8 protein-coding genes and 2 pseudogenes are annotated in these 14,567 nt (G+C 63.0%); 3 read left to right on the top strand and 7 right to left on the bottom strand.

Translation table 11 applies throughout. The annotated features are described in order from the left end of the window. Positions 1-618: 618 nt before the first annotated feature. Positions 619-1,092, bottom strand: a pseudogene (locus AB0H84_RS52185) (transposase); the annotation flags it as partial. A 46-nt stretch (positions 1,093-1,138) separates the two neighbouring features. On the opposite strand from AB0H84_RS52185, the gene AB0H84_RS52180 reads away from it, so the two are divergent. Then, a complete protein-coding gene (locus AB0H84_RS52180) occupies positions 1,139-3,238 on the top strand; it encodes an ISAzo13 family transposase (RefSeq protein ID WP_357621889.1) in 2,100 nt (699 codons plus the stop codon). 6 nt (positions 3,239-3,244) lie between these two features. On the opposite strand, the pseudogene AB0H84_RS52175 reads toward AB0H84_RS52180, so the two are convergent. After that, positions 3,245-4,015, bottom strand: a pseudogene (locus AB0H84_RS52175) (IS256 family transposase); the annotation flags it as partial. A gap of 28 nt (positions 4,016-4,043) precedes the next feature. Then, a complete protein-coding gene (locus AB0H84_RS52170) occupies positions 4,044-4,562 on the bottom strand; it encodes a transposase (RefSeq protein WP_357621884.1) in 519 nt (172 codons plus the stop codon). Between the two features lie 182 nt (positions 4,563-4,744). Here AB0H84_RS52170 and gltX point away from each other — a divergent pair, with 182 nt between their 5' ends. Continuing rightward, positions 4,745-6,160, top strand: coding sequence for a glutamate--tRNA ligase (gltX, locus tag AB0H84_RS52165; protein ID WP_357621881.1), 1,416 nt, complete (start codon positions 4,745-4,747; stop codon positions 6,158-6,160). A 43-nt stretch (positions 6,161-6,203) separates the two neighbouring features. Here gltX and AB0H84_RS52160 read toward each other — a convergent pair whose 3' ends face one another. The 4 genes from AB0H84_RS52160 to AB0H84_RS52145 form a co-directional block, all read right to left on the bottom strand. Then, positions 6,204-6,521: a carbamoyltransferase N-terminal domain-containing protein gene (locus tag AB0H84_RS52160; protein WP_357621878.1), complete on the bottom strand. Its 318-nt coding sequence runs from the start codon at positions 6,519-6,521 to the stop codon at positions 6,204-6,206. Between the two features lie 23 nt (positions 6,522-6,544). Then, complete coding sequence (locus AB0H84_RS52155) at positions 6,545-7,828, bottom strand: condensation domain-containing protein (RefSeq protein WP_357621875.1); 1,284 nt, start codon at positions 7,826-7,828, stop codon at positions 6,545-6,547. Then, entirely contained in the window at positions 7,821-9,050 is a 1,230-nt protein-coding gene (locus AB0H84_RS52150) for an MFS transporter (protein WP_357621872.1), read from the bottom strand. Before AB0H84_RS52150 ends, AB0H84_RS52155 begins: the two co-directional genes overlap by 8 nt. 1,130 nt (positions 9,051-10,180) lie before the next feature. Continuing rightward, positions 10,181-12,751 carry a pyridoxal-phosphate dependent enzyme gene (locus tag AB0H84_RS52145; protein ID WP_357621869.1) on the bottom strand — a complete coding sequence of 857 codons (2,571 nt, stop codon included), beginning with the start codon at positions 12,749-12,751 and terminating at the stop codon, positions 10,181-10,183. 193 nt (positions 12,752-12,944) lie between these two features. On the opposite strand from AB0H84_RS52145, the gene AB0H84_RS52140 reads away from it, so the two are divergent. Then, positions 12,945-14,546 carry an amino acid adenylation domain-containing protein gene (locus AB0H84_RS52140; protein WP_357621866.1) on the top strand — a complete coding sequence of 534 codons (1,602 nt, stop codon included), beginning with the start codon at positions 12,945-12,947 and terminating at the stop codon, positions 14,544-14,546. The last annotated feature ends 21 nt before the right edge of the window (positions 14,547-14,567 follow it).

Raw genomic sequence — 14,567 nt, 5'->3', positions numbered from 1 at the left:
GTTGCCCGCATCGAGCGACCGCGCTCGTACAGGCGATCCTTGTGCTGCAGTTCGTGGAAGAAGGCCGCTACTCAGGATGAAAAATGCTCAGTATGCGACCACATCCGGCGGCACTTGGCTCCACAGTACGTTCCGCGGGAGGTCATGTTCGTTGCAGAATTGCCCAGGAATGTGGGTGGGAAGATCGTTCCCAGGCGCCTCAGATGAGCACCGCGGCCGCGCAATCAGGCGTTACTTCGATTCTTGCTCCGAGGACGGTCCTCAAGATCATCCCGATGATATCCCCGGATCATGGTCCTACGGCTGCATACGGGCGCCCTCACCTGCCTATCAAGGTGCACCAAGTAAAAGACCTGCGGCTAAGAAACCGCAGGTCAGGGGCTGAAACGCCTAGTGGAGAAGCGTGCCCCCGGCAGGATTCGAACCTAATGACTCCGTACGACCCGGAGTTGCGCCGACTCGGGCACTTGCCCCGAAGCCTCGATTCGAATCGGAGCTTGACTCCTGACCGCAGGCCGTGCGAACGGGGCGAGGGCCTGGCGGGTGGCGGTCGACGGGGAGGTCACGTCCACGGACGTGGTGTATGAATCGATCTTCGAGTGATCCTGTTTCTGCAGGTTAAGCGGTAAGTGTCTGCGGGAGCGGGTTCGGGGCCGGTGTGTCGCTGGCGACAAGCCGGAGACGGGTCTTGGCCAGCACGTCCAGGCCCATGTAGCGGCGGGCTTCGGTCCATTCGTCGGTCTGTTCGGCCAGCACCGCGCCGACCAGCCGGATGATCGCGGCTCGGTCGGGGAAGATGCCGACCACGTCGGTGCGGCGGCGGATCTCTTTGTTCAGCCGCTCACAGTTTGACCAGATCTGGCGCCAGGTCTCGCGGGGGAAGGCGGCGAAGGCCAGCAGGTCCGCGCGGGCGGCGTCCAGGTGCTCGCACGCGGCCGGGTACTTGGTCTCCAGGGCGTCGATGACCCAGGCGTGCTGAGCCCGGACGGCCTCGGTGGTGGGCTGGTCGAAGATGGTGCGCACCAGGGTGGCCACCCACGGCTGCGCTGATTTGGGCACGGTGGTGAGCAGGTTGCGCAGGTAGTGGAGCCGTCAAGAAATAAGGCGTTGCTTTCCGATCTTGAACTCGTTGACTGGTATGGGCATACCGAGCGAGGTCCGCGATCAGCTCGTGTTGCGGTTCAGGGTGCTGTTTCCGCATTTGAACGAGCGACGGCGGCGTCTGGTGATGGGGCAGGAGGCTCGGCTGCTCGGACATGGTGGGGTACGGATGGTGGCGGCGGTGGCCGGAGTGTCCGAAACTACGGTCCGCACCGGGGTGTTCGAGCTGGAGGCCGGCGAGGATCCGCTGCCGGACGGCCGCGTCCGTCGTCGTGGTGGAGGTCGCAAGGCCGCCGAAGCTCAGGACCCGGGTCTGGTGCCAACCCTGCTGGCGCTGGTGGAGCCGGATGAGCGTGGAGATCCGATGTCGCCGTTGCGCTGGACCACCAAGTCGCTGCGCGATCTGGCCCAAGAGCTGACCGGGCAGGGCCATCCAGTCTCGGCGCCGACGGTGGGCCGGCTGTTGAAGGAACAAGGCTTCAGTCTGCAGGCCAATGCCAAGACGCTGGAAGGCAAGCAGCATCCGGACCGGGATGCGCAATTCCGTTACATCAACGAGCAGGTCAAGGCCCATCAGGCGGACGGCGAGCCGGTGATCAGCGTGGACACGAAGAAGAAGGAGCATCTGGGCGATCTGCCGAACGCCGGCCGGCAGTGGCGGCCCAAGGGCGATCCGGTTCGGGTCGAGGACCACAGCTTCTTCTTCACCGGCCCGGACGTGCCGCACGCGATCCCGTACGGGATTTACGACGTGGTCAACGACACGGGCTGGGTGAACGTCGGGATCGATCACGACACCTCGGCGTTCGCGGTGGAGTCGATCCGGCGCTGGTGGCGCGGCCGCGGCAGCCTGGACTACCCGAAGGCGAGCCGGCTGCTGATCACGGCGGACTGCGGGGGCTCCAACAGCTATCGCTACCGGTTATGGAAGGCCGAGCTGGCCGACTTCGCCGCCGAGACTGGGCTGGCGGTGACCGTCTGCCACTTTCCGCCTGGCACCAGCAAGTGGAACAAGATAGAGCACCGGCTGTTCTCGCACATCACCATGAACTGGCGTGGCAGGCCCCTGACCAGCCACGAGGTCGTGGTCAACAGCATCGCCGCGACCCGCACCCGCACCGGGCTGACCGTCGCGGCCGAGCTGGACACCAACGCCTACCCGCTGGGCGTGTCGGTGTCCGCCGAGCGGATGAGCATGCTGCCGATCGTCGCGCATACCGAGCGCGGCGCCTGGAACTACACGATCGGCCCGGCAGACGGCAACCCGCATCTGCCCACATGCGACGACCGGGCGCGCATCCGGTCCGAAAGCCTGCACGCCCTGGCCGATCCCCGGCTGACCGGGATGAGCCGAGAGGAGCTGAACGAGCTGGCCGTGTCTTTGGTCTCGGGGCAGGCGGCCCTGGCCGAGCAGCGCAACTTCGAAATCCGCGGTGGCCCACGCCGACAGGCCAAGGCCAACCACGGACGCCCCCTGCTCACCGACGCCGACAAGGTCCTGATCGCCATCGTTTATCTCCGCCAGATCTGCTCCCAGCGCGTCCTGTCGGAGATGCTCGAGATCAGCCAGCCCCCGATCGGTCAAGCGGTCACCGAGACCGGCAAGCTCCTAGCCTCCCGCAAACTCAAGATCGAACCCACCGTGCTGCGCTTCACCAGCGCCGGTGCGCTCCGCGACTTCCTGGACAGCAACACCGTCCCGACACGACCAAACCGGCTGGCGCTGCTCGCAGATCCGGCACTGACCGGGATGAGCCGCCCGGAACTGGCCGCACTGATCGAGCGGCTATCGCTGCGGCAAGCCGCCGAGGCCGAGCAGCGCAAACATCGCCACCGCGGCGGGGACCGGCAGGCCGGCGCCCGCGGAGGCATCTTCCAGGAGAAAATCACCGACGCCGAGCGCGTCCTGGCGGTCATCCTCGGCATGCGCAAAGTCTGCACCTGGCAGGTCGTAGCCGAACTGTTTCAAGTGAGCCGACGAACTATTGGCAACGCCAAGATCTGGGTCCGCCCGCTGCTGGAGGAGACCGGCTACGCCGTCACCCGATCCGCAACCCGATACTCCAGCGCCGACGCGCTGCTGAACGCCATCACACCGCACGACGACATCCCACGTGTCACAGGATCGACACCTTGATTCTTTACGGCTCCAGTGCACCCGACAGCGTTGCCAGGCCGCACCCAGCAGGACCGTGCCGATGGAGGCGACCAGGCCGGCGTGCGCGTCACTGATGACCAGCTGCACCCCTGTCAGGCCGCGGGCCTTGAGTGAGCGCAGGAACGCGGTCCAGAACGCGCCGTCCTCGCTGTCGCCCACGCTGAAGCCGATGACCTCGCGGTGGCCGTCGGCGGTCACGCCGGTGGCCACGATGACGGCCTGGGAGACCACCCGCCGGTTCACCCGCGCTTTGCAGTAGGTCGCGTCCAGGAACAGGTAGGGAAACTGCTGGCCTGCCAGAGAGCGGTCGCGGAAGGCGGCGACTTCGGTATCCAAGTCGGCGCAGATGCGTGAGACCTCGCTCTTGGAGATGCCGGTGTCGGCGCCGAGGGCTTTGACCAGGTCGTCGACCTTGCGGGTGGACACCCCGTGCAGGTAGGCCTCCATCACCACGGCGAACAGCGCCTGGTCCACCCGGCGGCGGCGTTCCAGCAGCGAGGGGAAGAACGAGCCGGTGCGCAGCTTGGGGATCTGCAGCTCCAGATCGCCTGCGGTCGTGGTCAGGGTCCGCGTCCGGTGCCCGTTGCGCTGCGCCACACGTGTGGGGGTGCGCTCGTTCGGGGCGGCGCCGATCACCGTGGTCAGCTCGGCCTCGATGAGGGCTTGGTAGATGGTTTCTGCTGCTTGCCGGATCCGCTCGCTCGCCTCGGAGGCTTTGGGTACCTCCAGGAGCTCTAACAAGGCAGACTGATCCAGGGCCGTCGCGTTGGTTCTCCTCTACGTGTCACTTGGCGGTTTCACGCAGAGACTCACGCGATGGCCCGCTGTCGTTGAAGACGACGCGCCGTTCGAGGCCGGATCTACACCACCCGACGGGACGTAACCTTCGACCGTAGGCGACGGTCCGAGACTCGCCGCGCAGACGGGTCATCACGATCCGAAACAGGGCCGCGTTGGCCTGGCGATCTCCGCCGCGATTGAGCCGGTGTCGCTGGGTCTTGCCTGAGGAGTGTTCTACCGGGATGATTCCGCACAAGGCTGCAAGGGCGGCCTCGCCGGTGAGCCGGCCGGGGTTGTCGCCAGCGGTGATGAGCAAGGCTGCGGCGCTGTCGACTCCGACACCGTGCTCCTCGAGCAGGGCTGGCGCTATTTGCTGGACCAGCGCCTCGATCCGGGGCGAGAGTTCCTGCGCCTCGTCGGCTGTCAGCGACTTGATTCGGCCGGCCAGCGACCGCAAGGTATGCACGACAGCGCCGCTTTCGGCCCAGGCCTCGGTGTCGAGGTTGACGCACGCTGTGATCAATGCCGCCGGGCCCAGGCTAATTAGTAAGAGACTCGCTCAGGTCCGGCTGCGCGTTAACCAAGATCGCCTTGAGTGGTGCGGCGTGGAGCAATCGTGCCGCGGTAACTCCAGTTGACCGAGGAGAGCGGTCAGCCTGTGGATCACGCTGACCGCCGGGACACGCGGTCGGTAGACTGCGGAGCGTGTCTACATCCCCAGTTCGCGTACGTTTTGCGCCTTCTCCCACTGGCATGTTCCATGTGGGCGGCGCGCGGTCGGCTCTGTACAACTGGGCGGTGGCACGACAAGCCGGCGGCAGGTTCGTCCTGCGGGTGGAGGACACCGACACGGCGCGGAACCGGCCGGAGTGGACCGAGGGCATCATCAGCGCGCTGGCGGCGATCGGCATCAATGCATCCGATCCCGCTTTCGAGGGGCCGTACTTCCAGTCGCAGAACGCCGCAAGGCATCGGAAAGCCGCCCTTGAGCTGTACGCGGCCGGGCGGGCGTACTACTGCGACTGCACGCGCGAGCAGGTGAAGGAGCGGACAGGGTCGGAGCATCTGGGCTACGACGGGTTCTGCCGGGAGCGTGGGCTGTTGTTCGCCGAGGGGCGGGCGTTGCGGTTTCAGACCCCGGATGAGGGCGAGACGCTTGTCGTCGACCTGATCCGCGGTAAGCCGACCTTCCCGAACAACGCGATCGAGGATTTCGTGATCGCTCGCGGTGATGGATCTCCGGTGTTTCTCCTGGCTAACGTGGTTGATGACCTGGATGAGGGCATCACGCACGTGATCCGGGGAGAGGAACATCTGTCGAACACGCCCAAGCAGCAGTTGCTGTGGGAGGCGCTAGCTGGGACCGCTCCGGTGTGGGCGCATCTGCCGGTGATCGTGAACGAGAAGCGGCAGAAGCTGTCGAAACGGCGCGACAAGGTCGCGCTGGAGGACTACCTGGCCGAGGGGTACCTGCCCGAGGCGATGGTCAACTACCTGATGCTGCTGGGGTGGGGACCTGGTGACGATCAAGAGATCATGCCGTACGCGGAGATGGAGCGGCTGTTCCGGATCGAGGACGTCAATAGCTCGTCGGCGTTTTTCGATGTGAAGAAGCTGACGGCGTTCAACGGGGAGTACATCCGGGCGCTGCCAGCTGAGGAGTTCATCGCGGCGTGTGAGCCCTGGCTGGCTGCGCCTTATGCGCCGTGGCGGCCGGAGTCCTTCGACGCGAGCGTGTTCGCGCAGGCGGCGCCGTTGGCGCAGACACGGCTGGCGCTGCTGTCAGAAATCACGGCCTATGTGGACTTCCTGTTCCTGGATGAGCAGATCTTCGATGAGGCGTCGTGGGCCAAAGCTATGAAGCCGGGTGCGGCGGAGTTGCTGTGCGAGGTGCGTGAGGCGTACGGCAGCGCAGCGTGGCGGGCCGATGACCTGAAGGACGTGCTGGCCGCGGTGGGTGAGAGGCATGGGTTGAAGCTGGGGAAGGCGCAGGCGCCGGTCCGCGTGGCGGTCACGGGGCGGACGGTCGGGTTGCCGCTGTTCGAGTCGCTGGAGCTTCTCGGCCGCGAGCGGACGCTGGAGCGGCTCGACGCCGCCCTGCGTCGGCTGGCCGAGGCGTGATCAGCTTCGGCTTTGTAGTCCAGTGGGAGTATTCATGCCTTGATCAGATCGGTGGGCGGTTCCTTGCCGCCCACCGTCTCGGGGAGTGGGTACGGTCTGTGATCAGTCGGTAGCCGGCGGGGATGGCGGTCTGGGGGATGGGGCCGGGCGTGGGTTCCCAGTCGGCGTCGACGGGGGTCGGGAGGCGAGGTTGGCGCAGTTGGGGGTGCCAGCAGTACAGGGCGGCGCCGAGGGCGGTTCCGTCGAAATGGGGTGCCGGTGCGATGAACAGGGTGTTGAAGCCGGCTTCTTGGGCCAGGCGGCCGTTGTGGTGGGAGTTGAGCGCGCATCCGCCGGAGAAGACCAGGTCGGTTTTTGTCACCGTGGATATGCATCTCGGCTTGCCTATTCAGTGGTCCTGAGCTCATACAGAAACCGGGTAAGTTCCTCAGCTAGCTGACACCCTGTTGATACGTTGATGGCCTGGGCTCGCCAGCTCACCGTGAGCCCCCAGGCCCCATCGGGTTGAGGGCCAGCCTCTACCAGCAGTTCCGAAGACGTGGGGGAGAAGACAGGCACGCGCCGCGCGGAGATCCCGGGGGTAAACTTTGAGATGTCCCTCGCTGGATGGTGCAGGACCGTCAAAACCTGAAAAAGATCTCGGTGAGTTGCGCGCCCGAGGGCATGGATCACCTGGTCATAGGGCGTGCGGCCGTGCGATAGGCAGGAGGAGACCGTGCGGTTGACAACTTTGATCAGATCTTCGTTGCTCAACTGCGGGCTGCAGTACACAGGAATAGCGATCGGATTCACGAAACAACCCACCACCGAGGAAAACTCCCTGCGGGTTCGCCCCGAGAAGATCGTGCCCAGACAGGCGGGAGCCGCGCCGAACTGGGACCGCAAGGCCGCCGTAACACCACTCATTAGCAGGGAAAGCGGCAGGGCCCTAAGCGCTCTACCGGCCTTGGTGAACCTGTCGACGACAGCGGCGGGCAGCAGCACGAGCTGCATACCTGAGGCTTCGGCCGGCGCTGGATTGGTTGGTAGGAATGATGGAATCGGCCCTGCCGCCAATAAATTTCTCCAGAATGGGAGGTCCTTGGCGGCCCACTTGTTGAGGTGCTCAAGCTCCCACCGCACGTAGTCCCGGTAACTAGGCACTGGCTGCCACTGCGGAACCAATCCCCGGGCTCGTGACGCGTAGGCTGTTCCCAGCTCCCGGGTGAGGATCTGCACCGACCGTCCGTCGCAGGCGATGTGATGGACGGACAGGACCAACACGTGGTTGTTGCTATCTAGCTCCTGTAGTCTCGCCCGGAAAGGTGGTTGCGCACTTAGGTCGAAGGGTTCCCGCCGGAGCTGGGCTGCTTGCCGCTCGGCTGCTCGGTTCACGTCGGTCGAGGGATTCGTAGCCGGTACCACTGTTAGCTGGTCGGGGCAATCCTCGGGGTTAAGGACATGTTGAATCGGGCTGCCCTCTTCCCACCCATAGACCGTGCGCAGGATGTCATGCCGAGCTGTAACGTCCGCGAGGGCCATGCGCAGTATCTCGACATCAAAGGGGCCGATAAACTGAATGGCAATGACGATCACATTCTCCGGCTTCCCGGGGGCGAGCAATTCAGCCAATAAGAGTCGCTGCTGTGCGTGCGAGAGCGGGGCTGACAGCGGTCGGGGCTCAGGCACTGCTGGCCTCAAGGTTGTGGGCCTTGAGCTCGACCATCCGCCGAAACCGAGACGGGCCGAGAATGAAGGTAAACAGCGCCACGACTATTCCACCAATAAAGCAGCCGATCCAGATGACTGTGCTGCCATAGTGGTCCATGACATAACCGCTCATCGGAGGGACAACAACTGCGGCTGCGGAAAGAGAAAATGAGTACGCAGCCAGGTAGCGGCCACGTGCATGGGGCGGGCATAGGCTTGCAAGAAGCGTGGATTGCGTAGGCGACTGAAGCATCTCGCCGACGGTCCAGATCGCAACGGTTATGCCGTAAAACCATACATTCTGAGCGAAAGCAGTAAGTCCGAAGCCGACGCCAATGAGTAGGGCAGAGAAGGTCAGCACCTGCGTGTCCTGGCGGCCGCGCAGCAGTCGCGGCACGAATAGCTGGCCGCAGACAATCATTATGGCATTCAGCGAAATGACCGCTCCATAGGTATGGGGTAGGAGGCCGTCCTGCTGCATGCTGAGGGGAAGGGTGCTTTGATACTGAACGAAGATGGCCGACTGTAGGATCGCGACCAGACACAGGCCCAGGAAAACGCGATCTCGTAAAGGATTGTCTTTGAGACTTTTCCGCTCGGCGGCGGCCGCTCTGTTCCGCGTGGGCTTCGATTCTGGTACGTTTGTGTAAATGAGAATAGCAGCGAGGAGCGTGGTGGCCGCGTCCACGACGAAGACCGCCGTGTAGCCCAGGTTCGCGACAACACTTCCAAGCAGCGCGGCAATGCTGAACGCCAAATTATTCGACCAGTAATTGAGGCTGAACGCGCGGGACCGGTCCTTTTCAGGCACGATATCCAGCATCATGGCCGAGAAAGCGGGACGAGCCATGCTCAACACAAGGCCAAGGAGAAAGGCCGACACCATAATCAGCGTTTGCTCGTGGCTGAAACCGAGTCCCAGGAGCATGATCACCGCGCCAAGTTGGGCGACGAGTAGACTCTTGCGGCGGCCCCAGCGGTCCGCGAGTTCCCCGCCGATCACCGTACCGACTGAACCGCCGGCTGCCATAAGTCCGATGGTCAGGCCGACAACCACAGCCGAGAAGCCGCGGTTGCTGTGCAGATAGAAAGTGAGCAAGATGGCCACGAATCCGCCCGACCGGTTGACGAGATTCCCGGTCCACAGGAACCAGAATTTTCTCGGTAACCCCCCGGCCGTCTCCATGATCCAGGTACGCACGTAGGCTCCCTTCATTTTGGTGCCGAGCAATTAAATAGCACAACTAAGCCGCAAGACGAGCGACACCTCGGCCATCGAGGCAACATAGATGCCGTCCAGCAGCGCCACAATCGGTGTGGTATGCGCATCGGCTCGCAGATGCACTCCCTCCAAGTCGATAGTGGCACAGAAGCGTTGAGTGCTGTGCGGCGGTACATTGCACGGCTCCGCTTTCCTGGGGCAATCCATGAACCCTCCGTTGGCGGAAGGCGAACCCCACTGCTCCGGATCGCTGGCGATCGCTGTGATTGACGATGCGCGCTCAAACGTGAATGGCTTATCGCGACATACCTCTTGGTCCAATGGTCCTTCGAGGAACAGGCTCGGATCGCCCGACTCGGTGGCCCACCAGACGTCTCCACACCGGCGGCACTGGAGGGGTTGAAGGTACAAGTCTAGATCTACGACATGACGCAGTGTGATCCGAACTGCTAGCGGGCGCAGACAGTTGGGGCAGGTCTTGTCTTATCGGGGGTTCTGGCGCATCCCCAAGAAGGCCGCACCACCGAGGTTCCAGCCCGCAATGTAGAGCTGATGGATGAGCCCCTCCACCGCTCTTAGCTGAAGATGCGCCGGTTCGGCAGGTGATCGCACTCGCCTCTGCTACGGCGCCCGGCTCGTACGGATCCCGGACAGCCAGCCGGATCCTGTTCCTGATCTCGGTCAACGCAGTCTCGTGTATGTCGATGTTGAGCCAACGTACGCGCTCAAGCCTGGGTATTACCAACTGGTAAGCGTGCCCTAGCCGTTCCACGGATGCGTGGTCGTAGGGAGTCCTGGTGCGAGCCGCGCGACGATGGATGGCTGCGGCAAGCAGTCTCGCCGCAGCCTGGGCGAACTGGCCGGCCGTGGATACCACGTTACCGCGGCGTGGCTCGAGAACCGCAGAGGGCAGGTCACCATCGACGAAAAGCTTGCGGTACCGGTCCACTTCAGTGCCGCCCAGAACCGGGAACGGCTCGTCCGGCCGCCGGAGCTCGGCAGCTTTTAGGAAACCCTGCGGGTCTCGGCAGAGCAAGGTGTTCGTGTCGCTGTTGGTGCTCAATGCTCTTCCTCTCCCCGCCTCAACAGCGGTCCTGATAGGCCCAGGACTAGCCCACCAGACCCTGGCCAACTATGGCGCGCCTGGCTGCTTCAGCAAGCAGCTCCACCTGTGCCACGCCGCGATCACCGGCATATAGCCGCAGGAAGGGCGGCTCGGTCTCGGCCATGCTCGCCGCCGCGGAGATGCGTGGCGCAGAGAAACCGAAGCTGACCCCCTTGGTGAGGTGAAGCCCGGACTCGCGAGCCACGGTCAGCATGTGTTCCACCACAGGTTCCAACTGGTCCCGGTAGTTACGGCCGACATCCTGGAACTCAAAGGTGACACAGCCGCCCGCGTAGCGCAGCTGACGCGCCGTCTCGACGTCCGGGTGAACCGATAGGCCAGGGTAGTGGACCCGGCCGAGTTGCCGGACATCGTCACTTGCCAGCAGATGTTCGGCAACTCGTAGGGCGTTGTCGCTGATCCTCTGCATCCGGCGGTGAAACAAGGCACGATCGAAGCGCGGGAAAAGGTCTGCGTAGTGACGGTAGAGAATAGAGCCGGAGTTCCGCCGCAGCCGTTCGAATTGAGGACGCAGTCCGATCGGGTAGACCACCAGGCCTGCCATCCCGGCGTCCAGGCCCAGTTGGAGATATTTTGAACAGCTCTCGTAGTAAATAACTTCCACAGATCCGCTGCTGAGCAACTCTTCTGAAGGCAGTGCTCCGGAAACCATAGTGCCGTCTACCACTACGGTCACTGACCAGTCGACGTGCTGCCGCAGTTCGTGAAGCAGGCGCTTCACGTCGACCATGCGCTGCTGAGCGGTGTTTGCAATTGGGTCGATGAAGACACAGCGCGGGCGGAGCTGCAGGATGTCAGCCATGAGAGCTTCGACTGTGTAGTCCCGAGCCCGCTCGAAACGCACGAATGGCAGTGCGGTGAGTTGCTCCGAGGCTTCGAAGTAGAGGTACGGCGCCAAGAGCACAGTGTCGCCTGAAGCGAGCCTGGACCGGAGTAGAAATGACTCTATTAATGAATACGCGGCCATACCCGAGGAGACCACGCTGACCGCCTGGAGATCGGGCTGCAACTCCAGCACTTCCAGGAGCTGGCGCTCCACGCGCAGTGTCGATGCGCTTTCATAGCGCTCATAGTTGACGGTAGGCGAGTCCTGTGCCCCTGTATCAAAAAACTGAACTACTTGTGACTGCGCGTATGAGGGCGAACACCATTCCAATGTTCCGCGAGCATAGGAGTGTGTAGCCAGACCAAAGCGCAGAACGGATTCGGCCGCGGCAAGCCGATCAGTAGGATCTTCGTCGAGCCCTTCGGACAACGCTGTTCGCTGCTCGTCGACCCGGTTAGCTGCCACAGCGACCGTGTTCAGCAACTGGTCCACCACAGCCTGTTCGACAGAGAGGCCCTGGTGGCCGCAGTAGGCCGCGAACTCGCGAATAGCGTCGCCACTGGCGGCCAGGTCGATACTGCAGATCCCAAGCTGCTCAATTATATCGATCCGAGGATCCGACGAGGAGGGCGTATAGGCTGTCGAACGCGCCATGGGCTTCGCGAGAAGCACCGGCATGTCTGCGACGGCTCGCCCACGCAGATCCAGCAGGCGGATTAGGTCAGGGTCTTTATAAGGGAAGCGCTGGATCTTGGAGAGGGTCGCATGGTGCAGGTTCCCTCCGCAGAGCGGTATTCCGACCGGGCCGGTCAACTGCCCACGAGCAGCCAGCTTCAGGCATGCGATTACGCCAGCTGCTCCTGCGGGCTCGACGAGCATACTCTCGTGAACCAGCAGGGCATAGGTGCCCGCGGCCAGTTCCTCCTCGGTGAGCGCCACGATGTCAGAGACCATCTGGCGCACGATCGGGAAGGTAATGCTGTCAGGTTCGAGGTTTACCGCGAGACCGTCGGCCAAGGTGGACTGGTGCACCACGCGTACGATCCGGTCACTGGCAATGCTGGAGCGGAGTGAGGCGTAGCGCTCCGGCTCGCAGCCGATGAGTTCAAGCTCGTGGCCAAGCGCCGCAGCGCCGAGCCCGAGGCCGGAAATGAGGCCTCCGCCGCCAATGGGTGCGATTATGCTCCGTAGCGAAGGAACGTCCTCCAGAAATTCGAGGGCAATAGTAGAGGTGCCAGATATTACATTCCCGTCATTGTAGGGAGAAATGTAGTGTGCGCTATTTTCGTTTGCTATCTTCTGGGCGTATCTACTTGCTTCCTCCAGGGAATTCCCATACTCGATCAATCCTGCACCAGTAGCCAGGATACGCTCGCGCTTCAATCTGCTGGCCACCGCGGGCACGCAGATATTCGCTTTGCGCCCCATGCGTGCAGCGACCTCCGCCACAGCCAGGCCGTGATTTCCTGCTGACGCCGCAACCACAGGCAAACTGGGAACTCGGGACATCGCTAGGTGGGCACCACGATACTTGAATGATCCGGAGTGCTGCTGACATTCCAATTTTACCCACACCGGAACACCAACCACACGCTCCAGCCACGGAAGCCGCCGGATCGGCGTCCTGACAACCGCACCGCGGAGTTCGCGTGCAGCGGCTAATGGATTGATCTCAGCAGATTGATGCATTCGTGCCTCAGTGGCTGACATCCCGTCCAATAGACTCATCGGCTAACCTTCCATTGGCTGCAATTATCTTCGACCATCACGAACGTGCCTACAATGGGTTCGTTCTTCGGCGCCACAGGACCAAGTATTCAATACAGGCGGTCGGTTTTGTTATGGACATTTTATGCCCTGGCATATAGCGGCCACTGTCGGCCGGTCGACCGATATCGGACGTGGCACTAGCATCGCTAACATGACCGGCACGCAGGGACTGCATGAGTTAGTGGGCGCACAGGTGGCCAAGCGACCGGATCACTGCGCTATTGTCGATGACCGCGGACGCTCCCTCACCTATCAGGAACTGTGGGTCGAGTCGGGACGTGTCGCCGAGGCGCTTGCTGCCAAAGGAGTTGGGCGCTCGGACGGTGTCGCTCTGGCGCTCGATCGCTCGATCGAGTTGGCGGTTGCCATGCTAGCGGTGGCGCGAAGTGGAGCCTGGTACGTCCCGCTTGATCCATACGCCCCGCCAGCTCGGCACCAGTACGTCATCAAGGAGACGAATGCACGAGTTATGATCGATGCTGCGGGCCAGCCGAACCGGACGGTTACAGGGCCAGGCGTTCGGATCTCCCTCCCCCTTGACGAAGGTGGCGTGGTTACAGCACCGGTCCGGGGCGGGCACCGAACGAATCCTGAGGACACGCTCTACGTCACCTATACGTCGGGTTCCACTGGACGGCCAAAGGGAGTTGTCGTGCCCCACCGCGCGGCACGAGCATTTCTGGAGACCACCCGTCTCTGCCAGCTCACGGAGCGCGACCGGATAGCCTGGGTCACCAACCCGGCCTCCGACGCGCTGACACTCGAAGTGTGGGGCTCGCTAATGACGGGCGGCACTGTCGTAGTGCTCCCGCTCATTGCGGAGGTCGGAATCGATGCCTGGCTTGCCAAGATGCGCGGCGCTGGCGTAACGGTCATGTTTCTCATGACCCCGCTCTTCGAGCTGATCGCGCGCGAGGACTCGAGCGCGTTCGCCTCCCTCGACACACTGATCTTCGGAGGCGATGCCGCAAATATCGAGCTGGTACGTCAGGTCTGTGCCAACGCCCCTCCGCTCCGGCTGATGCAGGGCTACGGGCCTACCGAAACGACCGTCTTTACAACCTACTTCGACTGTACAACCACGTCCCTTGCCGACTGTGACCGCGTGCCGCTCGGCTATCCGCTAGAACGGTACACCGTTCAACTCTTGGACAATGCAGGTGAACTCGTCAGGCCGGGCGAGATCGGTGAACTGTACATCGGCGGACCTGGGGTTGCCTCAGGCTATTTTGCCCAAGAGGAGTTGACGGCCCAGAAGTTCGTACGCCGAGACGGGGATGATAGTAGCCTGATGTACCGCAGCGGCGACCTAGCGCGGCAACGCGCGGATGGCGCCTACGAGTTCGTCGGCCGTCTGGACCGCCAAGTTAAGATCCGCGGCTTCCGAGTCGACCTCGAAGAGGTCGAGCGAGTGATCTTAGCCACTGGACTTGCCATCGTCGCAGTGGTCGAGAAATCGGGAGAGGGGCAATCCGGCCACCTCGTGTGCTACTACGTGCCCCGGTACGATCGCCATCTGGCAGACCCCGTGGCGTTTGCGCTCGAGGCGTCCAAGGCCATGACCGCCGAACTCCCCGGCTACATGATTCCGGCCCGTTGGATCCCGCGCACGAACATACCACTCACTGGCAACGGCAAGATTGACCGGAAACACTTGACTACCAGCGTCAAGGTGACAAGCACCACGCGAGCTATCAGCTGCAATGCCGACCAAGCTGGTCTGGATGACACGGGTCGGGAGCATGCAAGGTGAACGATGTCTGACTGCAGGACC

Origin of the sequence: Nonomuraea sp. NPDC050786 (assembly GCF_040654115.1) — a bacterium.
Lineage (GTDB): Bacteria > Actinomycetota > Actinomycetes > Streptosporangiales > Streptosporangiaceae > Nonomuraea.
The sequence above is the reverse complement of the archived record's forward strand: the minus strand, read 5'-3'. Positions and strand labels throughout refer to the sequence as shown.